Here is a 24,214-nt window from a genome sequence, read left to right as displayed (position 1 = left end):
CAGAATCCCACCGCGGAGATACTCTGGATTGCTTCGCTGCGCTCGCAATGACGACGCGGATGCAGACGAGCACGACAGAGACAGCGAGAGGAAGGGACACCCATGCCAGCCATTCTCGGCACCGGCGAGCACCGCTACCGCGTCGTCGACAATTTCGCGAAACTTCCCGACGGCTGGCAGCTCACCGACGTGGCCTCGGTCGCGGTCGACAGCAAGGACCGCGTCTACGTCTTCAACCGCGGCGCCCATCCGATGGTGGTGCTCGACCGCGAGGGCAATTTCCTGCGGAGTTTTGGCGAGGGCCTGTTCTCCCGTGCGCACGGCCTGCATATCGACGCCGACGACAATCTCTACTGCACCGACGACGGCGACCACACCGTGCGCAAATGCACGACCGACGGCAAGGTGCTGCTGACGATCGGCATCCCCGCAAAGCCGTCGCCGTTCATGAGCGGCGAGCCGTTTCACCGCTGCACTCACACCGCGCTGTCGCCGAAAGGCGAGATCTACGTCTCCGACGGTTATGGCAATGCGCGCGTCCACAAGTTCACGCCCGATGGCAAGCTGATCAAGAGCTGGGGCGAGCCCGGCACCGATCCCGGCCAGTTCAACATCGTACACAACATCGCGACCGATGCCGACGGCTGGGTCTATGTCGCCGACCGCGAGAACCATCGCGTGCAGGTGTTCAACGGCGAGGGCAAATACGAGACGCAGTGGAACAATTTGCACCGCCCCTGCGCGCTGTGTTGTTGCGGCGGGGCCAAGAGCCCGACCTTCGTCATCGGCGAGCTCGGCCCCGGCCTCGACATCAACCGCAATGTGCCAAATCTCGGCCCGCGGCTGTCGATCGTCGACGCGCAGGGCAAGCGCATCGCGCGCCTCGGCGGCGAGCAAGGCCCGGGCGTTGCCAGCGGAAAATTCCTGGCCCCGCACGGCATCGCGCTGGATTCGAGGGGCGACATCTATGTCGGCGAGGTCGGCGTCACCAACTGGAAAACCAGCTTTCCCGACGAGGAGATGCCGGCCGCAGTGCGCGCCACGCGCTGCCTGCAGAAGCTGGAGCGGGTGCGGGAGTGAGGCGTCGGCGAGCCGCATCAGGGGTTCCGGGCCGGCCTCGCATGACCCCTCCCCGAATCGCGGCGTTTTTGAGCGCTTGCCACCCCGCCGCCGCATTGCTTGCGCCTGAATAAGTCGCTCAACGGGCTTCACAATCCCGTCACGCTGCATGTAGTATGTCAGTACATGCTGCTTCGCAGCGTACATTGGAGGCCGGGAGCGTTACTTGAACGCACATGTCTCGCAAGGCAGTTGGCCGGTGCTGGTCCTGAATGCGGACTTCCGGCCGCTGAGTTACTACCCACTGTCTCTGTGGTCGTGGCAAGACGCGATCAAGGCGGTGTTCCTCGACCGCGTCAACATCGTCGCGCATTACGATCAGGCGGTTCGAAGTCCCACGCTGCAAATGCAGCTGCCCAGCGTCGTCTCGCTCAAATCCTTCGTCAAGCCGACCACCCATCCCGCCTTCACCCGTTTCAACGTCTTCCTGCGCGATCGTTTCGCTTGCCAATATTGCGGCTCGCCCGAAGACCTCACCTTCGATCACATCATCCCGCGCAGCAAAGGCGGCCAGACCACCTGGGAGAACGTGGTCGCGGCGTGCTCGCCCTGTAACCTGCGCAAGGGCAATCTCACCCCGGCGCAAGCCAGGATGTTTCCGCGCCAGAGCGCGTTCGCCCCGACCGTGCACCAGCTCCACCGCAACGGCCGCCTGTTCCCGCCGAACTATCTGCACGACAGCTGGCTGGACTATCTCTACTGGGATACTGAGCTGGATCCGTAGGCCGATACAGCGTCCACCACGCCCGGCCGTTCGTGCGATCTGCCGACCTCGAGAGCAAAAGACCCGCCGGCTTGCCGACGGGTCTTCGTCTCATCGAACGTCAGGCGCTCTGCGCAAGGGAATGAGACTCGATTCGCTGCCGGATATCGGGCTGGTTGAGCAGGTCGAACGGCTCCATGAGCTGCACGACATCGGAGAACGCCCGCTGAACCACCGGATCGGCCACAGCGGCCCGGAATAGAGCGGCCTCGAACTGCCGGCTTTCCTCGTAACGCTCCGGGCGCTCGCCGCGCGTGGTGGGATAGGCGAAATCGGCGTTCACGCCCATGTTCCAGGGCGCCTGAAGCAGCGTACCCACTTCGGACATGAACGCAGCCTGGAGCGCCTCGATCGGCTCCTCCTCCCCGGCCACGCGCCCCAGGATATCGTGCAGCAGCTTTGCCTCGCGCGCCGCGACCGTCATGCCCTGGCCGTAGACCGGATTGAACCGGCACAGCGAGTCCGCCACCGGAAGAATCCCGTGCGGCAACCGCTCGAGCCGTTCGAAATGCCGCCAGCGGCTCGCATCAAGCACGAAATGCCGGAGGCCACCGGGCGGCAACAGCTTGTAGATCGCATTGTAGATCGCAGGCGTGTTCAACTGGCGCGCAACGGCGAGAAACTCCTCCCAGGTCTCCGGGTGATCCGTCGCACCGTGATGGGAAATCGTTGCAAACCAGCGCCCGCCTTCGAGCGGAATGATCAACCCGGCTGTCGCCGAGATGGCCGGATCGGGCAAGGTGACGAGATTGAGCCAGTTGAACGAGGTCGGCGCTGCCCTGAGAACCGCGGTGGTGTAGCTGATGTCGACGCCCACGACGGTTTCCTGCGGCTTTTCCCAGCCAAGCGCATCGAGCAGGCCAAGGGTCGGCGCGCCGCGGCCGGATGCGTCGATCACGAGATCAGCCTCGATCGCGGCACCAACGCCTGCGTCGGTCTCGAACTTGACCATCGGCCGGATCGCAGCCGGCACAATCTCCGTCACGCGGCTTTGCGATTGCAACGTCACATTGGCGATCGCGACGACCTTTCGGCGCAAGGTGTGCTCGATCAGCGGCCGCGAGGCGCACAGCAGCGACGTCCCGCAATCGCGCCGCGGCAGAGCGCCGACATCCGGCCGCTCGTAGTGGACGTCTTTAAAGACGTTCACAGGAACGGCACCAGCCGCGGCGAGATCCTGCGCGTATCCGGGGAAGAGCGAGTCGAGCGCCTGCAGCCCGCCGGCCAGAAGAAGATGCGGATGCCGATCCTGGGGAACGCCGGCACGGGACATGACCGAGGCCGGCAGCGTGTCGCGTTCGAGAATGATGACCTCCTTGAATGCGGAGGAAAGCGCTCCGGCGACAGACAATCCGCCCATCCCCGCTCCGATGACGACCGCGCGCTGCCCAAAATGACGGTTCATGTTCATTCCCTTGGTGGTTTTGCTTCACCGCACTTCTGTGCGTGGGCCGCACTACGGGAATGTTTCCGATCGCTGGACCTTTGTTTCTATTGCAACAGAGGGCCGGGATGCCCGCGCGCTGCGTCAGAATGCAGCACGCGTCCTCGCCTCACGCCCCGATCGCGTTTCGCGCGATCACATCGCGATAGAACGCGGCGCTCAGCTTCGGGACCCTCGCCTGGGTCTCGAAGTCGACGCGATAGACGCCGAAGCGCTTGCCGTAGCCGAAGATCCACTCGAAATTGTCCATCAGGCTCCAGAGGAAATAGCCGCGGATCGGCACGCCCTCGGCGATGGCGCGCTGCATCTGGGTCAGGTAGTTGCGCAGGAACATGATGCGGTCGAGGTCGTAGACCTGGCCGTCGGCGGCGATCTTGTCCTCCGACGAGGTGCCGTTCTCGCTGATGTAGATGTTCTGGATGTTCCAGATCTTTGCGGCGAGGCGCGGCGCCCAGTAGATCACTTCGGGCCCGATGCGCAGCCATTCCGAGTTCATGTGCGGGAACGAGCCCGGAAACGGCAGCACGTGGAAGCCCGGCGCGCGCTCGGACGCGGTGACGTAGAACTGCGGCGCGTAGATGTTGAGACCGACGAAATCGTTCGGCGTGCCGATGATCTTCAACTCCTCAGGGGTGAATTTTGGCGCATCCGCGCCGGCATAGGCGAGGAAGCCGTCGGTGTACTTGCCCTCCAGCACCACGCCGAGAAAGCCGGCATTGAGCTCGCGCGTCGCGATCTCGGCGGCGCGGATGTTGTCCGGCGTCGCGATCGCCGGCACGCAGGCGGCGATGTTCTCGGCCGCGCCGACGCGGGTGCCGGCACGAGCGGAGGCGCGGATCGCCTGCACCGCAAGCCCGTGTCCCAGCGCGACGTGATGGCGGGCCTGGTTGAGCTGCGCCGTCGGCAGCTTGAGGCCGGGCGCGTCGATGCCCCAGCCATAGCCGAAATTCACGAAGCGCCCGACCTCGTTGACGGTGAAGATGGTCTTCACGCGATCGGTCAGGCGCGCCGCAACATAGGCGGCGTAATCGGCAAACGCCTTCGAGGTGTCGCTCGACTGCCAGCCGCCGACACGGTCCTGCAGCGCCTGCGGCAGATCCCAGTGATAGAGCGTGGCGTAAGGTGTGATGCCGTTCGCGAGCAGCTCGTCGACGAGACGGTTGTAGAAGTCGAGCCCCTTGGGATTGGGCTGGCCTGAGCCTTCGGGAAACACCCGTGGCCAGGCGATCGAGAAACGGTAAGCCTTGACGCCGAGCGCCTTGATCAGCGCGACGTCCTCCTTGTAGCGATGATAATGCTCGTTGGCGCGGTCGCCGGTCGAGCCGTCCTCGATCTTGCCGGGCGTGTGGCTGAAGATGTCCCAGATCGACTTGCCGCGGCCATCCTCGTTGACCGCGCCCTCGATCTGGTAGGACGAGGTCGCCGTGCCCCACAGAAACTCCTTCGGGAACGGTGCCGGCGCGTGGCGGTCCATCGCCGGCGCGTCATTCTCCGCGCCCCTGGCACCCGCCGCTGCGCCAAGCGCGGCGACGCCGGCGAGCTTTGCAAAACCGCGCCGCGAGAATTTTGCGAGCATTCCTATCTCCGCGCCTGCGCCATGTCGATCTGATAGACCGAGACCCGGTCGATCTCGAAGGCGACGTTCGGGGGCGATTCCGCATCGACGGGACCGACGCCGAGAAAGAACTTCGATCCAATCGCGAGATTGACGATCATGTACATGGGATCGTCGAAGCCGATCGGCACCTTGATGTCGGAGACCGGCCTACGGTCGATGAAATAGATCAGCCGGTCTTCCTCCCACAGCACGCCGTAATTATGAAACGCGCTGGAGGCATCGCCGACCGCGAAATCGAAGCCGCAGGACTGGATCTTCTGGGTCGAGGGGATCCGCCAATGCGTGGTCATGACGAGATCGCCCGGCCGCTCGCCGCGGCCTTCCAGCACGTCGACCTCCGGCGGCCAGCCGCCGTCGTCCGCCAGCATCCAGAACGCCGGCCACACCGCATGGCCAACCGGCAGCTTGGCGCGGATCTCGAAATAACCGTGCTTCTGCGCGAACGTGCCCTGCGTGGTGAGGATCCCCGAGATGTACTCGTTGTTGAACAGCACCGGCTTCAATTCCGGCGGCGTGCGGCGCGCGACGATCGACAGCACGCCGTTCTTGACCTTGAACGGATCGAGCCCGAGCGGCGTTGCGGCGCGCCCCGCGTAGCGCGGATCGACATAGATCTGCTGCTCGCCATTGGCGCTGGTCTTGCGCTTGAAGTCGGAGCCGTCGCCGCCCCAATAGCGGGCCTCAGGCCACGCCGCACCGCCAGCGTAATGCGGCACCCAGCGCCCGGTCGCGAGCGGGTGCTCGTCGAAATCGTCGTTGAAGGTCCGGCGCAGCGGCAGGAACACGAGCGAGGCCGGATTGACCGTCTCCAGCCGCCGGCACTCGATCATGGAAGGATCGGTCGTCACTTGCAGCGCCAGGCTGTCAGGCGCGCCGTCGAGATCATCCTGCGCGATGCCTGGCGCAGGCGCGGCGCAGAGACCGATCGCAACCAGAGCGCCCCTCGTCCAACTGTCGATCATCATCACACATGGAACAGGCCAGGAAAGGCGCAGAAATTAACTCGCCCGCATTCGGACCGGCAAGTGCAGCCATGCTGCCGGCGCGCAAATTCGGGATCGCCGCCCGCTTATGCGAGCCAGATTTTCGTGCACTTACAAAAACCAGACCTGCATCGATTCCCCCATCCTTTCACCAAAACTCGAGGGCAGGCGGCCGTCGCCGGCCTCACTCTGCGGCCGGAGGGAACCCGAAGCGCCGGCATCCGTTCAATGGATGCCGCATGTCTCGCGAAAGCCGGCGGGCTTGCGGACGAAGCATCCAGGTCACGCCGCCACACAAGGGGAGAACAGTCATGCCCACAGCCGAGACGGATCACGTCTACAAGATCCTGGAACTGGTCGGATCGTCCGAGACCTCGATCGAGGATGCGATCAAGAATGCGGTCAGCCGCGCCGCCAAGACCGTTCGCGAGATGAAATGGTTCGAGGTGGTGCAGACGCGCGGCCACATCGAGAACGGCACGGTGCGCCACTATCAGGTGACGCTGCGCGTCGGTTTCACGCTGGAGGGATGAGGCAGCGGATAGGAGGCGGAGCCATTGCGCGGCGGCGGCTTGGTTAACATCCTTCGACCACAACCTGTCGCAATGTCGGAGATTGTCTCCGGTCGAATACGGCTCCGCACAATCATCATGGATGTTGCAACAGGCCGTTAAGGCCAAGGTGAGAGGTTTGCGCCGATTTGGAGCAAGCCTGATGGTCACCAACCGCGACCTCGGCAAGACGCGCCTTCCGCTCTGGGCGGCGGGCTTCGTCGCGCTGATCTGCGCGGCGATCCTCGGCTTGAGCGCCTGGCGCGAATGGGAGGCGCGCGATGCCGAGCTCAGGAACGCCGAGATCGACGTCGCCAATCTGGCGCATTCGCTGATCCAGCATGCCGACGACACCTTCGAGCTCGCCGATACGATCCTGGTCGGGCTGGTGCACCGGCTCGAGCTCGACGGGACGGGCCCCGACACGATCACAAAGCTCCAGACCTACCTGCCGACCCGCAAATCATCGGACCGCATCCGCGGCATCTTCGTCTATGACGAGACTGGCCGCTGGCTCGCCACGACCGAGCATGTCGATCTCTCCAGGTTCAACAACAGCGACCGCGACTATTTCCGGCAGCACCGCGACTCCGCGGACAAGGGCACGCTGATCGGGCGGCCGATCAAGAGCCGCGCCGGCGGCCAATGGATCATCACGGCCTCACGCCGGATCGACCATCCCGACGGCAGCTTCGCCGGCGCCGCCCTGCTCACGATCGACGTCGCCTATTTCATGAAGTTCTACGAGCGGTTCGACTTCGGGCCGAACGGCTCGGCGTCCCCGGGTGAGCTGAGAGACCAGGCCGAAAAATGGCTGCGCGAGACCTGTGCGGTGCCGGCCATCGATACGCTGCTGCACCAGCTTGGCCGTCGCCGACCATCATAGCCACGCTGATTTGTCGGCCGCGTTTCGGCGCGATATGACTGCAGTCACGGCCGGATGTTCGGCCGATCCGAGAGTGTTGCCGTGACTGAGGCCATCAAGCTCGTCCTGTTCGACATGGACAACGTGCTCTGCGACTACGACAGGGCGAAGCGCGTCGCCTGCCTGGCAAAGCTGGCGGGGACGACCAGCGCGTTCATCCACGAGGCGATCTGGGAGAGCGGCTTCGAGGCGCTCGGCGATTCCGGCACGCTCGATGCTGCGGCTTATCTTCGAGGCTTCGGCGAACGCATGGGCTATCCGCTGTCGCTCGAGGAGTGGGTGGAGGCGCGGCGCCGTTCGATGCAGGCGAATTCCGCGATGCTGGAGATTGTCCGTCGCCTGCGCGAGACCGTCGACATTGCCGTCCTGACCAACAACACCACGCTGGTCGCCGACCATGTCGACACGCTGCTGCCGGACTTGCGTCCGCTGTTCGGCTCGAGAATCTATGCCTCGGCCCAGTTCAAGACGGCGAAACCGGACCCGCGCTGCTATCGCCGCTGCCTGTCCGAGCTCAACGTGATGCCGCAGAGCGTGCTGTTCATTGACGATCTCATGGCCAATGTTGCCGGCGCTCGCGAGGCAGGCCTGTTCGCGCATCACCACACGTCGATCGAGGCGTTCAGGCAGGCCCTTTCGGAATATGGCCTGCTTCATGGATGAATATGCGTAGTGTGGGCAAAGGCGCGCAAGCGCTGTGGCCACCCTGCGGGTTCATCGCACTACGCAAGATGGCACGCCACGAAGTGCCCGCTCGCTCCTTCCTTCAGCTCGGGCGCGCTTTCGGCGCAGCGCGGCTGGGCGATCGGGCAGCGGGTGTGGAAGTGGCAGCCTGACGGCGGCTTCATCGGGCTCGGCACGTCGCCCTTGAGGCGGATGCGCTCGCGCTTGAGCTTTGGATCGGGCACCGGCACCGCCGACAACAGCGCCCTGGTGTAGGGATGCTGCGGATGGCGGTAGAGGTCGCTGGCTTTCGCCAGCTCGACGATGCGGCCGAGATACATCACCGCGACGCGGTCGGAGATGTGCTCGACCACCGACAGGTCGTGCGCGACGAAGAGATAAGTGAGGTTCAACTCGGCCTGGAGGTCTTCCAGGAGGTTGATGACCTGGGCCTGGATCGAAACGTCGAGCGCAGAGACCGGCTCGTCGCAGACGATCAGCTTCGGCTCGACCGCGAGCGCGCGCGCGATCACGATGCGCTGGCGCTGGCCGCCGGAGAACTCATGCGGGTAGCGCCGCATGTGCTCGGCCTTGAGCCCGACCTTCACGAGCAGGGCCGCGACGCGCTCCTCGCGCTCCTTGGCGGAGGATGCGAGATTGTGGATGGTGAAGGCTTCGCCGAGGATGGCGCCGACCGTCATGCGCGGATTGAGCGAGGCGAAGGGATCCTGGAACACCAGCTGCATGTTCCGCCGCATCGCGCGCAGATCGCTGCCGCCGAGCTGGCGCACGTCCTGGCCGTCGAAGGTGACCTCGCCGTCGGTCGGCTCGATCAGGCGCAGAACGCAGCGCCCCGTCGTCGACTTGCCGCAGCCGGATTCGCCGACGAGGCCCAGCGTCTCGCCGCGATTGACCGAGAACGACACGCCGTCGACCGCATAGACGCTGCCGACCTGGCGCGAGAGCAGGCCGCCGAGCACGGGGAAGTGTTTCTTCAGGCCGCTGACGCGGAGCAAGGGCTCGCTCATGACACGTTCCCCAACTGCGGATCTCCCAGATGACAGGCCATGCGGTGGCCGGGCGCGACCTCGCGCAGCAGCGGCTCCCTCTCGGTGCAGACGTTCATGGCAAACTTGCAGCGCGGCGCAAAGCGGCAGCCGACCGGCGGATTGATCAGGATCGGCACCGAGCCGCCGATCGCTTCGAGCCGCGTCTTGTGCTCGCTGTCGAGATCGATGCGCGGGATCGAGCGGATCAGGCCTTGCGTATAGGGATGGCGGGGATCGGCGAAGAGATCGTCGACGGGGGCCTCCTCCACCACCTTGCCGGCATACATCACGACGACGCGCTGCGCGGTCTCGGCGACGACGCCCATGGCATGGGTGATCAGCATCACCGCCATGCCGAAACGCTCCTTCATGTCCTGGAGCAGATCGAGGATCTGCGCCTGGATGGTGACGTCGAGCGCGGTGGTGGGCTCGTCGGCGATGATCAGCTTCGGCTTGCAGGCGAGCGCCATCGCGATCATCACGCGCTGGCGCATGCCGCCGGAGAACTGGTGCGGATAATTGTGCACGCGGCCTTCGGCGTTCGGGATCTGCACCAGCTTCAGCATCTCGATGGTGCGCTCGAGTGCCTGCTTCTTGGTCACCGCCTCATGGCGGCGCAGGCTCTCGGCGATCTGCTCGCCGACGGTGAGCACCGGGTTGAGCGAGGTCATCGGCTCCTGGAAGATGAAGCCGATCTCCTTGGCGCGGATCTCGTCGAGCTGATTGCTCGTCAGCGGCACCAGGTCGCGACCCTCGAAGATGATCTGGCCCGCCGCGATACGGCCCGGCGGCATCGCGATCAGCTTCAGGATCGACATCGCGGTCACGGTCTTGCCGCAGCCGGACTCGCCGACGACGCAGAGCGTCTCGCCGCGGTTAATCGAGATGTCGACGCCGTCAACGGCCTGGAGGATGCCGTCGTCGGTGGAGAAATGAGTCTTGAGGCCTTTGATCTCGAGCAGCGGCGCCATCAGATCACCCGTCGCGCATCGAGCGCGTCACGCAGACCGTCGCCGATAAAGTTGATGGCGACCACGGCGATGAAGATCGCGCCGCCCGGAAACAGCGCCCAGTGCGGGCCGATGTCGAGAAAGTCCTTGGCGTCGAACAATAGCCGGCCCCAGGTCGGGGTGTCAGGCGGGAAGCCGAGGCCGAGGAAGGACAGCGTCGATTCGGCGATGATGGCGGCCGCGACGTCGATCGTGCCGGCAATGATCACGGGCCCGACCGCATTGGGCAGGATGTGCCGTACCACCTGCCGCACCGGGCTCGCGCCGAGCGCGCGTGCCGCCTCCACGAACTCCTTCTCGCGGATCGACAGGAACTGCGCGCGCACGAGGCGGGCGACCGGCATCCAGCGCAGGCCGCCAATGACGAGCACGATCAGGATGAAGATGCCGCCCTCGGGACCGAACATCGACTTCAGCCCGTCGCGGAACAGATAGATGAGCAGCAGCAGCAAGGGCAGTTGTGGCAGCGACAGGAACAGGTCGGTGAGCCACATCAGGCCGTGCCCGAGCGCGCCGCGCGACATGCCGGCGAGCGCGCCGATCAGCGTGCCGATGACCACCGAGACCAGCATCGCGGCGAGCCCGACCGCGAGCGAGATCCGCCCGCCATAGATCATGCGGGCCAGGATATCCTGGCCGAGATCGTCGGTCCCGAAGGGATGCGCGAGCGAGGGCCCCTGCAGGCCCGCCACGATGTCGATGTCGTTGATCTTGATGCGCCAGACGAAGGGGCCGACGACGACCGCCAGGATCAGGATGAGCAGCAGGAAGGCGCTGATCACGGCGAGCTTGTGGCGGCTGTAGCGCCGCCACGTCTCGCGCCAGGGCGAGTAGACGCCCCGCTCAGCGGAGGGAGATGCGAGGGTCAAGCCAGCCATATAGGACGTCCGCGATGAGGTTGAACAGCACCACGAGGCACGCGAAGACGAAGGTGACGGCCATCACCACCGGCGTGTCGTTGGAAAGGATGGAGGAGATCAGCAGCGAGCCGATGCCGGGAATCCGGAAGATCTGCTCGGTGACGATGGCGCCGCCGAACACCGCCGGCATCTGCAACGCGATCAGCGTCACGACCGGGATCATGGCGTTGCGCATCACGTGCTTGATGATGACCTTGGCCTGGCCGAGGCCCTTGGCGCGCGCCGTGGTGACGTAGTCGAGCCTGATGACATCGAGCATCGCCGAGCGCACGAAGCGCGTCATCGACGCCGCCTGGAACAGACCGAGCACCGCCACCGGCATGATCGCCTGGCGGATCATCTCCAGCACCCAGCGGATGCCGGTCGCCTTGATGTCGGTGGTGTAGACGAAAGGCAGCCAGTCCAGCGTGACCGAGAAGATCAGGATGAACAGGATGCCGGTGAAGAAGGTCGGCAGCGAGAAGCCGACGAAGGCGAGCGTGTTGGCGATCTGGTCGAACAGCGAATAGGGCTTCGTCGCAGCATAGACGCCGACGGGGATCGCGATCAGCAGCGCCAGGATCTGCGCCGAGCCGATCACGTAGAGCGTGGCCGGCAGGCGCTGGAGGATGAGCTGATCGACGTTCATCCGGCTGACGAAGGAGAAACCCCAGTCGCCGTGCAGCATGGCGGAGAGCCAGCTCAGGTAACGAAGGTAGATCGGATCGTCGAGGCCGAACTTGGCCCGAAGTGCGGCCTGCACTTCGGGCGGCACGTTCGGATTGGTCGCCAGCTCCGAGAAGGGATCTCCCGGCGCCAGCGCCAGCACGACGAACAGGACGACCGAGATTCCGAGCAGGCTCGGAATCGCGATCAGGAGGCGACGCAGGACATACTGACTCATGAAAGAAGGACCCCGCCTAGCCGCGCGTGATCATTCCTCGCGGTACCAGTCGTGCAGATTGTCGGTTTCGTTGGCCCATCCGCTGATGATCGGGCGCAGATTGTTGGCTGCCGCCTCCACCTTCAGCCGATGCTGCACCGGGATGAACACGGTGTCCTGGTACATGAGATCGTTGGCCTTGATGTAGAGCGCCGCGCGCTTGACCGGATCCATCTCGCTCTCGGCGGCTTCGATGGTCGCGTCGTAATCGTTGTTGACCCACCGCGGGAAGTTCGTGCCCTGCCACTTGTTTTCCTTGGTGGCGACGAGGGTCGACAGATAGCGGCGCATGTGCTGCGCCGGATCCGGCTGGCTCAGCGGGATCTGGAACATCTCGAGGTCGGCGTAGAAGTGCGCATAGGTATCGGGATTGGCGACGTCGGAGGAGAAGAACACGGAGGCGACGACCGATTTCAGCTCGACGTCGATGCCGGCCTTCTGGCAGGCCTGCTTGATGATCGCCTGGGTCTTCTGGCGCGGGCCGTTGATCGAGGTCTGGTACAGCAGCTTCAGCTTCTTGCCGTCCTTCTCGCGGATGCCGTCCGCGCCGGGCTTCCAGCCGGCATCGTCGAGCAGCTTCGAGGCCTTCTCGATGCTGAACTCCCAGGTGGTGTTCTTGGAAACGAACTTCTCCGGACCGTTGAGGAAGTTGGCGGTGGTGCGGCCGGCGCGGCCGTAGATCGCCTTCTTGACGGATTCGCGATCGACCAGCAGCGACAGCGCCTTGCGCACCGCGGGGTCGGAGAACAGCGGGTGCTTGGTCTTCATCGACGAGCGCTCGCCGTCGACCTCTGTGTTGGGGTCGGTGAAGTTGAGCGCGATGAACTCGGTGTCGCCGCCCACGGCGTAGATGGTCTTGCCCTTGCCGCCCTTTTCCAGCCGCAGCAGCACGTCGTCCTCGACCTGGATGTTCCAGCCGAAATCATATTCGCCGGTCTGAATCACCGCGCGCGCCGCCGAGACGGCGTCGCCGCCGCCCTTCATCTCGACCGTGTCGAAATAGGGCCGGTTCGGCATGTGGTAGTCGGGATTGAGCTGGCCGCGGACGAGATCGCCCGGCTTGAACTCGACGAACTTGTAGGGGCCGGTGCCGACCGGCGAGAGGTTGGCCGGCGCCTCGCGGGACTTGGCTCCCTTGTAGTCGGCGAAAAGATGCTTGGGGATGATGGTGTTGGGTGCACCGACGAAGGCGTCGGCCCAGAACGGCGTCGGCTTGTTGAAGACGATCCGGACCGTGAGATCGTCCACCTTCTCGACCGTGATGTCGCGATAGGTGCTAATGGTCAGCGCCGAGGTGGCGGGATCCTTGGCATATTCCCAGTTGAACACGACATCGTCGGCGGTGAATGGCTTGCCGTCGTGCCACTTGACGCCGGGCTTGAGCTTCCAGGTCACCGATTTGCCGTCGGCGGCCAGGCTGCCGTTCTCCACCGAGGGGATCTCGGCGGCGAGCACCAGCTTCATGTTGCCGTCGGGATCCCAGCAGGCGAGCGGCTCGTAGAACAGGCGCGCGCCGTCCTGGTCCTTGGTCCCGGTGGCGAAATGCGGGTTGAGCAGGGTCGGGCCCTGCCACCACAGCAGCTTCAGCGCACCGCCGCCGCCGCGCTTGGTCGGCTTGTAGACCTGCGGACCTTCCGCCATGGCGACGCCGCCGAGCGCGAGAATCTGGTTGGCGAGGGGCGCGGTGAGGCCGACTGCGGCCATGCGCTTGATGAAGGCGCGGCGATCCATCCGCCCGTCCTTCACATCGCCGATCATCGAACGCAGTTCTTTATCCAGCATGGTTGTCCCCCGTCTGGTTCCCGGTATGGATGCAGGCGACCGCAAGCGGCCGCCGGGTTTGGCTGGCGGTAGATGGCACACCGAATAGGCTGCGCGTCAACTCCGACCGTGTGTATGCGAACGGTGTTCTGGCTGTCTGTTGGGCAAAATTGCGTTCGGCAGCCCAGGCGTTCGGCAAACCGGCGTCAAAACACGCCGGATTCCACGTTGCACTGCGAAAAATTTGTTCGCTGGATCAGACGAAGTATCGAGACGAAATTTTCTACACCACGGACATATCGAGCGGTGGCGCGACGTGATCCGGCAGCGGGCAGACATAGGGCGTCTTGGCGGTCCGCTTCTTGAGGTCCGCTTTCGCGGCCTCGATCAGTTCCGGCTGCGTCAACGCCTTGATGCCGAGGCCCGCCATCGCCTTGGCCGCCTGCACCATGGCCTTGTGGGCGTGCGGGCTCTTGCCCTGCGCCACCACCTGCCAGGTGTGGAACGGGGTGCCGATTGCAACCGTCGGTGCGTGAACCTGCACGGTCGGGACCACCCAGCTCACGTCACCGACATCAGTCGAGCCTACAAGCGGGTTGCGCTTGGCATCGAGCGGCACCAGGAAGTCAGCCAGCGGCCGATCGGTCGGCTCCATGCCGATCGCGTAATAAACCGACGCGATGTCCTTGTCGCTCAACGTCGCGCGGATCTCGCCGGCAAAGCTCTTGTCCGCATCGTCGAAATGCGGCGGCCCGAGCTCCTCCATCACCCGATGCAGCGCCTGCTCCAGCGGCGCATTCGGCAGGATGTTGGAAACTGCCGAGATGATCTTCATCTCGACCTTGGTCTCGGTCATCAGGGCTGCGCCCTGGGCAATCTTGTTCACGCGCCCGACCAGCTCGTTCATGCCTGGCAGGTCGCGGGCGCGGATCGAATAACGCACGCGCGCATGGGCCTGCACCACGTTGGGGGCGATGCCGCCGGTGTCGAGCAGCGCGTAATGCACGCGCGCGTCGCTCGGCATGTGCTCACGCATGTAGTTCACGCCGACATTCATCAATTCCACCGCATCGAGCGCGGAGCGGCCGAGATGGGGCGAAGCCGCCGCATGCGAGGTGCGGCCGGTGAAGATGAAGTCGGCGCGGGTGTTGGCGAGTGACGGCGTCACCGCGACTTCCCAGAAACTGTGCGGATGCCAGGTGATGGCGATGTCGGCGTCCTCGAAGGCACCGGAGCGCACCATGAAGGCCTTGGCCGCGCCGCCCTCTTCCGCCGGGCAGCCGTAATAGCGCACGCGGCCCGGCACCTTGTTCTCGGCGAGCCAGTCCTTGACCGCGGTCGCGGCGAGCAGCGCGGCGGAGCCGAGCAGGTTGTGTCCGCAACCATGACCATGGCCGCCGGTTTCGACCGGACGGTGTTCCGCAACGCCAGCCTCCTGGCTGAGGCCGGGCAGCGCGTCATATTCACCCATGAAGGCGATCACAGGTCCGCCCTCGCCCCACTCGCCCATCAGCGCGGTCGGAATGCCCGCGACGTTCTCGGTGATGCGGAAACCCTGGTGACGCAGCTCGGCGAGATGCTCGGCGGCCGACCGCGCCTCGGTGTAGCAGACTTCGGGCATGCCCCAGACCTTGTCGCTGAGGTCGATGAAACGCCCCTTGATCGTGTCGACGCCACGCCAGATGTCGCTGCGGTTGTCCATTGCTTCGGTCCGTGATCCCTTGGTCAAACGAAGCGGCAATGGTTAGCAGCTTCATCGCAGGCCGCCTAGCGCCTCGTCGGACAGCAGCCATGCGGCCGGTGCCGGATCGCAAACCGCCTGTCGCGTGCATGCAGTGTTTCCGTGCCTTTCGAAGATTTCACGCGGCGTTCTCCGGAATAATTGGGAACGAGGCTTTCAAGACGGCCGCCGCCAGCCTAAATTATGAGTGCTTCGCGCGTCGTTCCGCCAGCCACGGCGGAGCGATGCTCTCAGCCAGGAGAACTCCATGTCCACCCTGACCGAATGGAGAGTGCCGCCGGCCAATCAGCCGCGTGCGAGCGACTACGGCTTCGATCTCGACCGCGCGCTCGGCTCCGTCGTCGGCCTGCACGCCATCATCCCGCCGGACGCTTTCAGCGCCGAAACATTGGGCACCGAACGCGCCGGCAACGGCGTCGTGATCGACAACGGGTTGGTGCTGACCATCGGCTATCTCATCACCGAGGCGGAATCGGTGTGGCTGCACCTCGCCGACGGGCGCGTTGTCGAAGGGCATGTGCTCGGCTTCGATACGGTCACCGGGTTCGGCCTCGTGCAGGCGCTCGGCGATCTCGACGTCGAGCCCCTGCCGCTCGGCAGTTCGGCGGACACCCGCATCGGCGACCGCGTGGTGGTCGGCGGCGCCGGCGGCCGCACGCGCTCGGTCGCGAGCCAGATCGTGGCCAAGCAGGAATTCGCCGGCTATTGGGAATATCTGCTGGACGAAGCCGTCTTCACCTATCCCGCGCACCCGAACTGGGGCGGCACGGCGCTGCTCAACGAGCGCGGCGAATTGATCGGCATTGGCTCGCTCCAGCTCGAACGCGAGCGCGAGGGCAAGGCCGAGCACGTCAATATGATCGTACCGATCGATCTCTTGAAACCGATCCTCGAGGACTTGCGCAAGTTCGGCCGCGTCAACAAACCGGCACGGCCCTGGCTCGGGCTGTACTCGACCGAGATCGACAACCGCGTGGTGGTGATCGGGATTTCCGCCAACGGCCCGGCCGCGCGCGCCGAGCTCAAGACCGGTGACGTCATCCTCGCCGTCGACGGCGAGAAGGTCAGGAGCCAGACCGGCTTCTACAGGAAGATGTGGGCGCTCGGCGCCGCTGGCGTCGATATACCGCTCACCGTGCATCATGAAGGCGTCACCTTCGACGTCACGGTGACCTCGACCGACCGCTTCAAGCTCCTGAAGGCGCCGAAGCTGCATTGATCCCATACCGAGGTAGCCGCGATGAGCGAGGCCGTGATCGACGACATCGTGGCCGTGCTGCCGCCGCTGCTCAATGCGCTGGAAGCGCTCGGCTTCTTCCAGCGGCATTTGCATCCGCCCGCCTTCGCCTCGGTGATGAATGCGATCGGCACGCCGGATGAGGGCCTGCAAGCGGCACACGCTGCGATCGGGGAGTGGCCGGAGCAGTTCGCGGGGCTGCGCGAGCGGCTCGATCGCGCCTGCACCGAGACGCTCGCTGCCTTTGCCGGCATCCGCGACGTCGAGCGCGGCAATGGCGATCTCGTCGCGGTCTTCCGTGCGCTGCGCCACGTCCCGCGCGCGCTGGAAGCGCTCTATCCGCTCGCGGTGCAGTTTCCGCCGGTGAGCAACTTCTTCCTCAACGCCGCCAATCGCGAGAATGGTGATCTGCTGGCGCGGCTCGAAGCCGGCGCGGGCGACGACACCGGCATCTTCCACGATCACAACGAGCCCGGTAGCCGCGGCGGCTTCTCGGTCTATGTGCCCGAATATTACAGGCCCGATCGCGCCATCCCGCTGGTAATGGCGCTGCACGGCGGCAGCGGCAATGGCCGCGGTTTTCTCTGGAGCTGGCTGCGCGACGGCCGCAGCCTCGGCGCGATCCTGGTGGCGCCGACCGCGACCGGCCCGACCTGGGCGTTGATGGGCGACGATTCCGACACGCCGAACCTGATGCGCATCCTCGAGACCGTACGCAGCCGCTGGAGCATCGATGCCTCGCGCTTGCTGCTGACCGGCATGAGCGACGGCGGCACCTTCTGCTACGTCACCGGCCTCGAGGGCGCTTCGCCCTTCACACATCTCGCGCCGGTGTCGGCGACGTTCCATCCGCTGATGGCGGAGATGGCGGATGCCACGCGCCTGCAAGGCCTGCCCATCTTCATCACCCACGGCAAGCTCGACTGGATGTTTCCGGTGCAGACGGCCCGCCAGACGCAAGCTGCGCTCTCGGCGGCGGGCGCCAACGTTACGTACCGCGAGATCGACGATCTCAGCCACACCTATCCGCGCGAGATCAATGCCGAGCTGGTGGAATGGCTGAATGGAGGATGAATAACCTCTCCTTACATGCGCCGCATCGCCGCGGAACCATCACTCCGGGCCGACGTTATTGCCCGTCACCGGAGGTTCGCAGATGCAGACTTTTTTCGGAATGATCTTGGGCGCGCTGCTGCTCGTGTGCGGCGTCTATATCTATGACTCCATGCAGACCTCATCCGTCGCCAATGGCGAGGTCGCGACCACCAACCGCACCATCGTGAACTGGGACGTCGCGAAGGCCGATTGGGACGCGCTGCGCGACCGCGCGCACAAGGACTGGGTCCGGATCTCGTCGAAGTAATTTCGACCGCCCAAATGCAAACAAGGCGCCGTCGCGGCTCCGCGGCGGCGCCTTTGCGTTGGCTGTGATCGATAAGTCGGCTCAGTTCATCTTGGCCTTGCGGGCGTCGGCAATGACCTGCTCGAACTCGTTCATGCTGAGCACGCCGGGCACGCGGTACTTGCCGACGATGAACGACGGCGTGCCGCGGAAACCGAAAGCTTCCGCCTGCTCGTTGTTGCGCTTGAGGATGGCGTCGATGTCCTTGGCGTGATCGGTGAGATCGCGCTTGAGGCGGTCCATGTCGACGCCGGCGGCGGCCAACAGCTCGTTGATGCGCGGCTCGGTCAGGCGGGAGCTGACCCCCATCATGGCGTCATGCGACTGGTGGTACTTGTCCTGGAATTTCGCCGCGAGCGCGATCCGCGCCGCGGTGACCGAGACCGGCCCGAGGATCGGCCAGTCCTTCATCACCAGCCGCACCTTGCCGTCGTCCTGGACCACCTGGCGCAGTTCGGGCTCGAGCTTGCGGCAATAGGGACAATTGTAGTCGGACCATTCGACGATGGTGATGTTGCCGTCGGGATTGCCGGCGACCGGCGTGTCGGGATCGCGCAGCACCTTGGTTTCGGTCAGGACCTCGTCATCATCGGTGGCCGCCAGCGCCGAGGTGATCCCGCCCGCTGCAAGGGCGCCCGCCCCGATCAGCGTCAACGCGGTGCGCCGTGTCGCCACGAGGCCCTTCTTCCCAAATCCAGTCATATCTCGTCCCGTTTCGGTCCCATCCCGCAAGAATACGGCCCGGGACCGGGAATTGTTACGGGTCCATATAGAACGCCGCGGGCGCGATGTCATCGCCGCGCCATGCGCAAATCGTGTCCGGCGGGCGCTAGGCCGCCACGCGCGACAGCATCGCCATCAACGTCCCGGTCATGGTGGCGATCAGCGTGGTCTTGCCCTCGTGCTCGGCAAAGGCTTTGGCCTCGCAGAAGGTGAGCGTGCGGCCGGACTTGACCACCTCGGCCTTGAAGACGAAGCGCGTGCCGCGGGCGGGCGCGAGCAGCGTGGTCTTGAACTCGACGGTCAGGATATCCGCCTCGCCCGGCATCAGGGTGAAGGCGGCAACGCCACAGGCGTTGTCGAGGCCTGCGGTGATGATGCCGGCATGGATAAAGCCGTTCTGCTGCGTGAATGCAGGCGAATGCAGCATTGCCAGCTCGACCTCGCCCGGCGCGAGACGTACGATCGCGATGCCGAGCGTGTGCATCGCCGGCTGGCCCTCGAACATGGCAATGGTCGCCGCGCGATAGCCCGGGTTTTTCGGCTCGAATGCGGCCATGACTCAGACCCCGACCGGTTCGGCGAGATGCTTCAAAGCGACCGCCCGGATCGCGTCTGCGAACGGCGTTGACTTGCGCAGCCCACGGTCCATGTGCACACCCGTGATCTCGCAAGTTGCGGCGATCTCGCCGGTCTCGGCATTCGTCATGTCGTGCCGGAAGCGGATCGACTTGTCGCGGACTTCGAGCAAGTGGCTGCGGATCTCGACGATGTCGCCGGCAAGCAGCTCGCGCCTGTAGGTGATGTTCTGCTGCACGGCCGCCATGCCGCGGCCGGAGGAGCGCAGGTAGCTCGGCGTCAGCCCGAGGCGGGCGAACAGATTCCAGTTGGCCTCGTCGAACTTGCCGACATACCACATGATGTTCATGTGGCCGACGTGATCGCATTGCCACGGATACACCGTGCCGCGATAGGTCGCCTCCTGCTCCATCGCAATTGCTCCCTGCCCTTTTTCTTTCCGCCTTTTTGGCTGATTGATACGGTAGCGTATCAGGGCTCCGTCGCGTTAGCAATACGGCACCGTATCAAGAACCGGTGAGGCTGATTTCATGAGCGACGGCAAGGGCGACGTCTGGGTCGAGGCAGGGTTTGCCGAGCTCGCCCGCTCGGGGGTCGAGGGTGTCAGGGTCGAGGTGCTCGCCAAGAATCTCGGCGTCACCAAGGGCGGCTTCTACCGCCGCTTCGCCGACCGCGCCGCGCTGCTCGATCTCATGCTGGAACGCTGGCGCGAGGGACGCGAGGCCTCGATCGCGCAGCAGACCAGCCTCGACGGCGAGGCGCCGCGCGAGCGGCTGAGGGCGGTGATCCAGCTCTATTCCGAGCGTCTCAATCCGGAGGGCATGGCGATCGAGCTTGCGATCCGGCAATGGGCCCGCTCGGACGAGAATGCGGCGGCGGCGGTGGCGAGCGTCGATGCGGTGCGGCTGAAGCACGTCGCCGAGCTCTATCGCGCGACCGGCCTTGCGGCCGAGGAGGCCGAGGCGCAAGCCTTCCTGTTCTACTGCTTCATCTTCGGCCAGAGCCTCTTGTTCGTCGAGCGCGGCCCGCGCAAGCGGTCGCAGCTGGTGGCGAAATCGGCGGAGAAGCTGCTGGATTAGGGCATGATCCGGAAAAGTGCGCAGCGGTTTTCCGAAAAGATCATGCTCAAACAACAACCTAAAGCGCGGTGACGATTCATCCCAATCTCATCACGCTTTAGGCGCGGCAGAGGGCCCGAGCAAAATGGCCGGAGCGTTGCTCCGGCCATCGCATCAATTCGAAGCTCAGGCGGCGCCCTTCAGCTTCTTGTTGCATTCGCTGTAATAGCCGCCGCCCTTCTCGATCCACTTCATGCCGCCATTGCCGTTGGTGGCCTTGTTGGCATTGTACTGGTCGACACAGGTGTGCAGGCGCGCCTTGCCGGCGGTCTCCTTGGAGTATTTCGGATCAACCGCATTCGGATAGATCGCAGGTCCCGCCGGCAGGGTCGGCGCCGCGGGAGCCGCTTCCTTCTTCGCCTGCTTCGGCTCGGCGGGAGCGGCGGGCGCAGCCGGAGCGGCCGCGGTCGGCGCCGCGGCGGGCGTCGCGTCCGCGCCGCACTGGGCCTTGCGGAAGTCATTCCACTTCATGGTGCCGAGCGAGCCGTCCTTCTTGGCGGCCTGATATTTCGCGCTGCACTCCTGCGAGGTCAGCGCCTGCGCCGGCGCGCTCGCCGCCAGTACGGCAAAGCCCGACACCGCGATCGCACACAGCAATTTCGATTGAATGGTCATCCCTGGATCCTCCTTGGTCTTCCCTCGGTCATGCCCTGGGGAAGTGAAACGAACATTGCTATCCTAGCGTGCCGCCCGCTTGCGACAAGGAAGCGATGGCGCCGGCCGCCAAAATATAGTGATGCCGCCGTTCAAATTATTCATGTCGCGTTCAGCAACACGAGCCGACGTTCGCAGCCCTTCGCCATTCTCGCAAGAAGAGTGCAACACCATGACCTTCACGACCCGCCTCGCCGTCGTCGCTCTCGCCTCCCTGCTCGCTTCCGGCACCGCGTTCGCACAGACCGCCGCGCCGGCTGCCAAGACTGAAGCCGCCACCACCGACAAGAAGGCGCCGAAGGAGCGCTCGGCCGAGTCGCTGGAATGCTCCAAGCAAGCCGATGCCAAGGGCCTGCACGGCAAGGAGCGCAAGAAATTCCGCTCCGAATGCATCAAGACCGCGAAGGCCGGCACCGCCGCCCCCGCCGCCGAAAAGAAGTAAATCCGTCACAATACGGCTCGCGCGCATCCGTGGGAGGCGCGCGCATTGCGGCATGACGAGCCTGCAATTGTGCGCCTACCGCTGATTTGCGATAAGGTGGCGTGAAGCAAATCACCACCTCCCTGCCGTTCGAATGGCCGAGCCGTGCCAAGCTCTTGAGCACGGCGGAGACGCTCGTCATCGGCACCGCCGGCGGCCTCGCGTTTCTGCTCGCCGGCCTTCCCGGCGGGCTGATCTCAGGCTCGATGATCGCGGTCGGCATCGCCGCGATCGCCGGCCGCCAGCTGTCCCTGCCGCCCATCCTGACCCAGACGGTCTTGGTGCTGCTCGGCATCTCGCTGGGCTCGGTGGTCTCGCGCCATCTGATCCAGCAGGTCAGTGCCTATCCCTTCACCATCGGGCTGCTCGCGCTCGCCACCTTCTGCTCCACCTTCGGCTCGAGTTACTACCTCCAGCGCATCCATGGCTGGGACCGCACCTCGGCCTTCCTCGCCGGCAGCCCCGGCGCGCTATCGCAGATCACGATTTTGGCGGTCGAGCGCGGCGCCGACCTGCCGGGCATCGCCGTGGTGCAGACCATGCGCGTCATCATCCTCACGGCGGCGCTGCCGATGGTGCTGGCGATCGCGGGCGTCGCGCCCTCCGCGGCGCCGACGCTGACGACGACGATCGCCTCGCCGCTCGACCTCGTCGAGCTGGTTGCGGCCTCGCTGGCCGCCGCGCTGCTGCTGCGGCTGATCAAGTTTCCGGCGAGCTGGATGTTCGGCGCGATGATCGCCTCCAGCGTGCTGCACGGCGCGGGCTGGGTCGAGGGCGGCCTGCCGAACTGGGTGCGCGGCGTGGCGCTGATCGGCATCGGCGCGCTGATCGGCAGCCGCTTCGCGCGGATGCGGATCAAGACGCTGGCCGGCCACATCAACGCGGCGCTCGGCTCATTTACCGTGGCGATCGCCGTCTCCGCGATCTTCGTCGGCATCGTCGCGCTCACCACGCAGGTGAAGTTCTCGGACGTCGTCGTCGCCTTCGCGCCGGGCGCGATGGACGCGATGCTGGCGCTGGCGCTCACCCTGCACATCGACCCGATCTTCGTCGGCGCCCATCACCTCTCGCGCTTCGTGTTCGTCACGATCGCAACCCCGGGCATCGTGCACCTGTTCGGCCGCACGCAGGACGACGTGGATGATTGACGGAGCGCAGCTCCCGTAACGAACTCCGCTGCCGTAGGGTGGGCAAAGGCGCGTTAGCGCCGTGCCCACCATTCTACGCCGTATCGCTGGGAGATCGTGGGCACGCTTCGCTTTGCCCACCCTACGGCAGCCATTACGACGGCAGCTACGCGCGCTTCGCCGTCCGCACAAATCCCCACGCGGCGATGGCAGCCATCAAGAGCGAGATCAGCACGTTGTAGCCGGCGAGCGAAAGGCCGAGGAAGCGCCACTGCACCTCGTCGCAGCGCACCACCTTCACGGTGTCGAGCTTCGACAGCAGATCGGCGGCGCTGCCGAGATTGACCACCGGACCGGAGCAGTCGGTCGGTCCCTGCCAAAAGCCCCATTCGACGCCGGAGTGATAGGTGCCGAGCCCGGCATTGGCGAGCGTCGCCAGCGCGAGGATGGCGAGCCCTGCGAGCAGCAGCGGCCGCGGCGCACCGCTCCGCGCCGCAAGCGCCGTCAGCGCGCCGAGCGGGATCGCGAGGTAGTAGGCGTAGCGCTGCTCCAGGCACAGCGGACAGGGCAGGATCTCCAGCACGAGCTGGAAGAACCAGGCGCCTGCGATGGTCACCGTCGCGATCAAGGTGACCAGCACCGAGGCGGTCAGCGCGGGACCGGCGCTGTCCTGCCTGAACGCAGCTATTGCGGCACTCTGGGTCGTCACGGCAGCCTCTTCTCGACGGGTCGCGTCTCAAGGCTGTAACCCCGCCCCATGCGGCTGTCGAGAACGGCCGGGATCACTTTGGCGCGGGTTGACCTCGCTTTGTCCATGGCTATAGTCCGCCGGCTTCGCGACGCCCTCCCTGGAGGGGCCGACCGAGGGCCCCTGTGGCGGAACTGGTAGACGCGCTCGACTCAAAATCGAGTTCCGCAAGGAGTGCTGGTTCGATTCCGGCCAGGGGCACCACGCTTCGCCCTTCGGGGCTTCGCGTGGCGCAGCCATGCGAGAGCGAAGGGCGAAGCGTGTCCGGCGAAGCCTCTTGGCGAAGACGGACTGCCTGAACATCCCCTCCCTTCCAATTGTCACATCCCCACTGTATAAGCCGGTAGCTTCTTCCGTAACTCGAAGGAGCTCATATGAACGACCTGCACGCGTGGCTTTCAGAGCAGCACCACGGCCTGCGCACCTTCCGGACATTCCAGCAGAAGCTCGAGACGCTCGGTCGCGACGACCCCGAGCAGCGCGGCCTGTGCCGCCTGTTGAGCAGCCTCGTCGGCAGCTATGTCGAGGCGTTTGACGAGGCTCCGCTGCCGGTCGAGGTCGCCGATGGCGCCTATCAGCGTCTGATGACGCTTGTTGCGAGCATCGACCTGAACGCCGACGCCGACCGCCGGCTTGCCGACATCAACCGCGTGGCGGAGAGCCGGCTCTGGCAGTGAAG

The 24,214-nt window shown here is 65.2% G+C and carries 25 protein-coding genes, 1 tRNA gene and 1 pseudogene; 13 read left to right on the top strand and 14 right to left on the bottom strand.

Features of this window, described 5'->3' with window-relative positions; all coding sequences use genetic code 11:
* Positions 1 to 102 precede the first annotated feature (102 nt).
* Entirely contained in the window at positions 103 to 1,080 is a 978-nt protein-coding gene (locus tag AAFG16_RS04465; protein ID WP_342737620.1) for a peptidyl-alpha-hydroxyglycine alpha-amidating lyase family protein, read from the top strand.
* A 205-nt stretch (positions 1,081 to 1,285) separates the two neighbouring features.
* The gene (locus tag AAFG16_RS04460) at positions 1,286 to 1,843 is read left to right on the top strand and encodes an HNH endonuclease (RefSeq protein WP_283083685.1); all 558 of its coding nucleotides are present in this window, start codon (positions 1,286 to 1,288) and stop codon (positions 1,841 to 1,843) included.
* A gap of 100 nt (positions 1,844 to 1,943) precedes the next feature.
* On the opposite strand, the gene AAFG16_RS04455 is transcribed toward AAFG16_RS04460, so the two are convergent.
* From AAFG16_RS04455 to AAFG16_RS04445, 3 genes are all read right to left on the bottom strand, one after another.
* Positions 1,944 to 3,287: a squalene monooxygenase gene (locus AAFG16_RS04455; RefSeq protein ID WP_342737618.1), complete on the bottom strand. Its 1,344-nt coding sequence runs from the start codon at positions 3,285 to 3,287 to the stop codon at positions 1,944 to 1,946.
* Positions 3,288 to 3,435: 148 nt separating this feature from the next.
* On the bottom strand, positions 3,436 to 4,902 hold the full coding sequence (locus AAFG16_RS04450; RefSeq protein ID WP_342737616.1) for a GH1 family beta-glucosidase: 1,467 nt from the start codon (positions 4,900 to 4,902) through the stop codon (positions 3,436 to 3,438).
* Positions 4,903 to 4,904: 2 nt separating this feature from the next.
* Complete coding sequence (locus AAFG16_RS04445; RefSeq protein ID WP_342737614.1) at positions 4,905 to 5,906, bottom strand: glycoside hydrolase family 16 protein; 1,002 nt, start codon at positions 5,904 to 5,906, stop codon at positions 4,905 to 4,907.
* 332 nt (positions 5,907 to 6,238) lie between these two features.
* On the opposite strand from AAFG16_RS04445, the gene AAFG16_RS04440 reads away from it, so the two are divergent.
* The 3 genes and pseudogenes from AAFG16_RS04440 (at position 6,239) to AAFG16_RS04430 (ending at position 8,066) form a co-directional block, all read left to right on the top strand.
* The gene (locus tag AAFG16_RS04440; RefSeq protein ID WP_027562132.1) at positions 6,239 to 6,460 is read left to right on the top strand and encodes a dodecin; all 222 of its coding nucleotides are present in this window, start codon (positions 6,239 to 6,241) and stop codon (positions 6,458 to 6,460) included.
* 181 nt (positions 6,461 to 6,641) lie between these two features.
* Positions 6,642 to 7,259: pseudogene (locus AAFG16_RS04435) on the top strand (diguanylate cyclase); the annotation flags it as partial.
* A gap of 159 nt (positions 7,260 to 7,418) precedes the next feature.
* Entirely contained in the window at positions 7,419 to 8,066 is a 648-nt protein-coding gene (locus tag AAFG16_RS04430; RefSeq protein ID WP_342737611.1) for an HAD family phosphatase, read from the top strand.
* Between the two features lie 59 nt (positions 8,067 to 8,125).
* On the opposite strand, the gene AAFG16_RS04425 is transcribed toward AAFG16_RS04430, so the two are convergent.
* The 6 genes from AAFG16_RS04425 to AAFG16_RS04400 form a co-directional block, all read right to left on the bottom strand.
* Positions 8,126 to 9,094 carry a dipeptide ABC transporter ATP-binding protein gene (locus AAFG16_RS04425; RefSeq protein WP_342737609.1) on the bottom strand — a complete coding sequence of 323 codons (969 nt, stop codon included), beginning with the start codon at positions 9,092 to 9,094 and terminating at the stop codon, positions 8,126 to 8,128.
* The gene (locus tag AAFG16_RS04420; protein WP_342737607.1) at positions 9,091 to 10,086 is read right to left on the bottom strand and encodes an ABC transporter ATP-binding protein; all 996 of its coding nucleotides are present in this window, start codon (positions 10,084 to 10,086) and stop codon (positions 9,091 to 9,093) included. Before AAFG16_RS04420 ends, AAFG16_RS04425 begins: the two co-directional genes overlap by 4 nt.
* Positions 10,086 to 11,003: an ABC transporter permease gene (locus AAFG16_RS04415; protein WP_283083678.1), complete on the bottom strand. Its 918-nt coding sequence runs from the start codon at positions 11,001 to 11,003 to the stop codon at positions 10,086 to 10,088. The genes AAFG16_RS04420 and AAFG16_RS04415 overlap by 1 nt, the downstream gene beginning before the upstream one ends.
* On the bottom strand, positions 10,969 to 11,928 hold the full coding sequence (locus tag AAFG16_RS04410; RefSeq protein WP_283083677.1) for an ABC transporter permease: 960 nt from the start codon (positions 11,926 to 11,928) through the stop codon (positions 10,969 to 10,971). Before AAFG16_RS04410 ends, AAFG16_RS04415 begins: the two co-directional genes overlap by 35 nt.
* A 30-nt stretch (positions 11,929 to 11,958) precedes the next feature.
* On the bottom strand, positions 11,959 to 13,749 hold the full coding sequence (locus AAFG16_RS04405; protein WP_342737604.1) for a peptide ABC transporter substrate-binding protein: 1,791 nt from the start codon (positions 13,747 to 13,749) through the stop codon (positions 11,959 to 11,961).
* A gap of 262 nt (positions 13,750 to 14,011) precedes the next feature.
* Entirely contained in the window at positions 14,012 to 15,430 is a 1,419-nt protein-coding gene (locus AAFG16_RS04400) for a M20 family metallopeptidase (RefSeq protein WP_342737601.1), read from the bottom strand.
* Positions 15,431 to 15,716: 286 nt separating this feature from the next.
* On the opposite strand from AAFG16_RS04400, the gene AAFG16_RS04395 reads away from it, so the two are divergent.
* The 3 genes from AAFG16_RS04395 to AAFG16_RS04385 all read left to right on the top strand — a co-directional run bounded on the left by AAFG16_RS04395 (position 15,717) and on the right by AAFG16_RS04385 (position 18,069).
* The gene (locus AAFG16_RS04395) at positions 15,717 to 16,688 is read left to right on the top strand and encodes a S1C family serine protease (RefSeq protein ID WP_283083674.1); all 972 of its coding nucleotides are present in this window, start codon (positions 15,717 to 15,719) and stop codon (positions 16,686 to 16,688) included.
* 21 nt (positions 16,689 to 16,709) lie between these two features.
* Positions 16,710 to 17,780 (top strand): phospholipase, encoded by a 1,071-nt coding sequence (locus AAFG16_RS04390; protein WP_342737599.1) that lies wholly within the window; start codon positions 16,710 to 16,712, stop codon positions 17,778 to 17,780.
* Positions 17,781 to 17,862: 82 nt separating this feature from the next.
* Entirely contained in the window at positions 17,863 to 18,069 is a 207-nt protein-coding gene (locus AAFG16_RS04385; protein ID WP_283083672.1) for a hypothetical protein, read from the top strand.
* Between the two features lie 81 nt (positions 18,070 to 18,150).
* On the opposite strand, the gene AAFG16_RS04380 is transcribed toward AAFG16_RS04385, so the two are convergent.
* The 3 genes from AAFG16_RS04380 to AAFG16_RS04370 form a co-directional block, all read right to left on the bottom strand.
* A complete protein-coding gene (locus tag AAFG16_RS04380; protein ID WP_342737597.1) occupies positions 18,151 to 18,810 on the bottom strand; it encodes a DsbA family protein in 660 nt (219 codons plus the stop codon).
* Between the two features lie 127 nt (positions 18,811 to 18,937).
* A complete protein-coding gene (locus AAFG16_RS04375; RefSeq protein WP_342737595.1) occupies positions 18,938 to 19,387 on the bottom strand; it encodes a PaaI family thioesterase in 450 nt (149 codons plus the stop codon).
* Positions 19,388 to 19,390: 3 nt separating this feature from the next.
* On the bottom strand, positions 19,391 to 19,819 hold the full coding sequence (locus AAFG16_RS04370; protein WP_342737593.1) for an acyl-CoA thioesterase: 429 nt from the start codon (positions 19,817 to 19,819) through the stop codon (positions 19,391 to 19,393).
* 118 nt (positions 19,820 to 19,937) lie between these two features.
* On the opposite strand from AAFG16_RS04370, the gene AAFG16_RS04365 reads away from it, so the two are divergent.
* Positions 19,938 to 20,486, top strand: coding sequence for a TetR/AcrR family transcriptional regulator (locus AAFG16_RS04365; RefSeq protein WP_283083668.1), 549 nt, complete (start codon positions 19,938 to 19,940; stop codon positions 20,484 to 20,486).
* A 165-nt stretch (positions 20,487 to 20,651) separates the two neighbouring features.
* Here the strand turns inward: AAFG16_RS04365 and AAFG16_RS04360 are convergent, their stop codons facing one another.
* The gene (locus AAFG16_RS04360) at positions 20,652 to 21,140 is read right to left on the bottom strand and encodes a hypothetical protein (RefSeq protein ID WP_283083667.1); all 489 of its coding nucleotides are present in this window, start codon (positions 21,138 to 21,140) and stop codon (positions 20,652 to 20,654) included.
* A gap of 211 nt (positions 21,141 to 21,351) precedes the next feature.
* Here AAFG16_RS04360 and AAFG16_RS04355 point away from each other — a divergent pair, with 211 nt between their 5' ends.
* A complete protein-coding gene (locus AAFG16_RS04355) occupies positions 21,352 to 21,621 on the top strand; it encodes a PsiF family protein (RefSeq protein ID WP_342737591.1) in 270 nt (89 codons plus the stop codon).
* 101 nt (positions 21,622 to 21,722) lie between these two features.
* Positions 21,723 to 22,808, top strand: coding sequence for an AbrB family transcriptional regulator (locus AAFG16_RS04350; RefSeq protein WP_342737589.1), 1,086 nt, complete (start codon positions 21,723 to 21,725; stop codon positions 22,806 to 22,808).
* Positions 22,809 to 22,953: 145 nt separating this feature from the next.
* Here AAFG16_RS04350 and AAFG16_RS04345 read toward each other — a convergent pair whose 3' ends face one another.
* Complete coding sequence (locus AAFG16_RS04345; protein WP_283083664.1) at positions 22,954 to 23,496, bottom strand: disulfide bond formation protein B; 543 nt, start codon at positions 23,494 to 23,496, stop codon at positions 22,954 to 22,956.
* 158 nt (positions 23,497 to 23,654) lie between these two features.
* On the opposite strand from AAFG16_RS04345, the gene AAFG16_RS04340 reads away from it, so the two are divergent.
* A tRNA-Leu gene (locus AAFG16_RS04340) sits at positions 23,655 to 23,739 on the top strand.
* Positions 23,740 to 23,909: 170 nt separating this feature from the next.
* Complete coding sequence (locus tag AAFG16_RS04335; RefSeq protein WP_342737586.1) at positions 23,910 to 24,212, top strand: hypothetical protein; 303 nt, start codon at positions 23,910 to 23,912, stop codon at positions 24,210 to 24,212.
* Positions 24,213 to 24,214: the final 2 nt, after the last annotated feature.

Source organism: Bradyrhizobium sp. B117 (assembly GCF_038969555.1).
GTDB lineage: Bacteria > Pseudomonadota > Alphaproteobacteria > Rhizobiales > Xanthobacteraceae > Bradyrhizobium.
The sequence above is the reverse complement of the archived record's forward strand: the minus strand, read 5'-3'. Positions and strand labels throughout refer to the sequence as shown.

Excerpts from the sequence above, each read along its gene's own strand:
- AAFG16_RS04360 (WP_283083667.1), bottom strand. The coding sequence starts at position 21,140 with ATGACCATTCAATCGAAATTGCTGTGTGCGATCGCGGTGTCGGGCTTT.
- AAFG16_RS04430 (WP_342737611.1), top strand. The coding sequence starts at position 7,419 with ATGTTCGGCCGATCCGAGAGTGTTGCCGTGACTGAGGCCATCAAGCTC.
- AAFG16_RS04455 (WP_342737618.1), bottom strand. The coding sequence starts at position 3,287 with ATGAACCGTCATTTTGGGCAGCGCGCGGTCGTCATCGGAGCGGGGATG.
- AAFG16_RS04370 (WP_342737593.1), bottom strand. The coding sequence starts at position 19,819 with ATGGAGCAGGAGGCGACCTATCGCGGCACGGTGTATCCGTGGCAATGC.
- AAFG16_RS04450 (WP_342737616.1), bottom strand. The coding sequence starts at position 4,902 with ATGCTCGCAAAATTCTCGCGGCGCGGTTTTGCAAAGCTCGCCGGCGTC.
- AAFG16_RS04420 (WP_342737607.1), bottom strand. The coding sequence starts at position 10,086 with ATGGCGCCGCTGCTCGAGATCAAAGGCCTCAAGACTCATTTCTCCACC.
- AAFG16_RS04380 (WP_342737597.1), bottom strand. The coding sequence starts at position 18,810 with ATGACTGGATTTGGGAAGAAGGGCCTCGTGGCGACACGGCGCACCGCG.
- AAFG16_RS04335 (WP_342737586.1), top strand. The coding sequence starts at position 23,910 with ATGAACGACCTGCACGCGTGGCTTTCAGAGCAGCACCACGGCCTGCGC.
- AAFG16_RS04400 (WP_342737601.1), bottom strand. The coding sequence starts at position 15,430 with ATGGACAACCGCAGCGACATCTGGCGTGGCGTCGACACGATCAAGGGG.
- AAFG16_RS04415 (WP_283083678.1), bottom strand. The coding sequence starts at position 11,003 with ATGGCTGGCTTGACCCTCGCATCTCCCTCCGCTGAGCGGGGCGTCTAC.
- AAFG16_RS04465 (WP_342737620.1), top strand. The coding sequence starts at position 103 with ATGCCAGCCATTCTCGGCACCGGCGAGCACCGCTACCGCGTCGTCGAC.
- AAFG16_RS04365 (WP_283083668.1), top strand. The coding sequence starts at position 19,938 with ATGAGCGACGGCAAGGGCGACGTCTGGGTCGAGGCAGGGTTTGCCGAG.
- AAFG16_RS04425 (WP_342737609.1), bottom strand. The coding sequence starts at position 9,094 with ATGAGCGAGCCCTTGCTCCGCGTCAGCGGCCTGAAGAAACACTTCCCC.
- AAFG16_RS04440 (WP_027562132.1), top strand. The coding sequence starts at position 6,239 with ATGCCCACAGCCGAGACGGATCACGTCTACAAGATCCTGGAACTGGTC.
- AAFG16_RS04385 (WP_283083672.1), top strand. The coding sequence starts at position 17,863 with ATGCAGACTTTTTTCGGAATGATCTTGGGCGCGCTGCTGCTCGTGTGC.
- AAFG16_RS04410 (WP_283083677.1), bottom strand. The coding sequence starts at position 11,928 with ATGAGTCAGTATGTCCTGCGTCGCCTCCTGATCGCGATTCCGAGCCTG.
- AAFG16_RS04375 (WP_342737595.1), bottom strand. The coding sequence starts at position 19,387 with ATGGCCGCATTCGAGCCGAAAAACCCGGGCTATCGCGCGGCGACCATT.
- AAFG16_RS04390 (WP_342737599.1), top strand. The coding sequence starts at position 16,710 with ATGAGCGAGGCCGTGATCGACGACATCGTGGCCGTGCTGCCGCCGCTG.
- AAFG16_RS04395 (WP_283083674.1), top strand. The coding sequence starts at position 15,717 with ATGTCCACCCTGACCGAATGGAGAGTGCCGCCGGCCAATCAGCCGCGT.
- AAFG16_RS04355 (WP_342737591.1), top strand. The coding sequence starts at position 21,352 with ATGACCTTCACGACCCGCCTCGCCGTCGTCGCTCTCGCCTCCCTGCTC.
- AAFG16_RS04445 (WP_342737614.1), bottom strand. The coding sequence starts at position 5,906 with ATGATCGACAGTTGGACGAGGGGCGCTCTGGTTGCGATCGGTCTCTGC.
- AAFG16_RS04405 (WP_342737604.1), bottom strand. The coding sequence starts at position 13,749 with ATGCTGGATAAAGAACTGCGTTCGATGATCGGCGATGTGAAGGACGGG.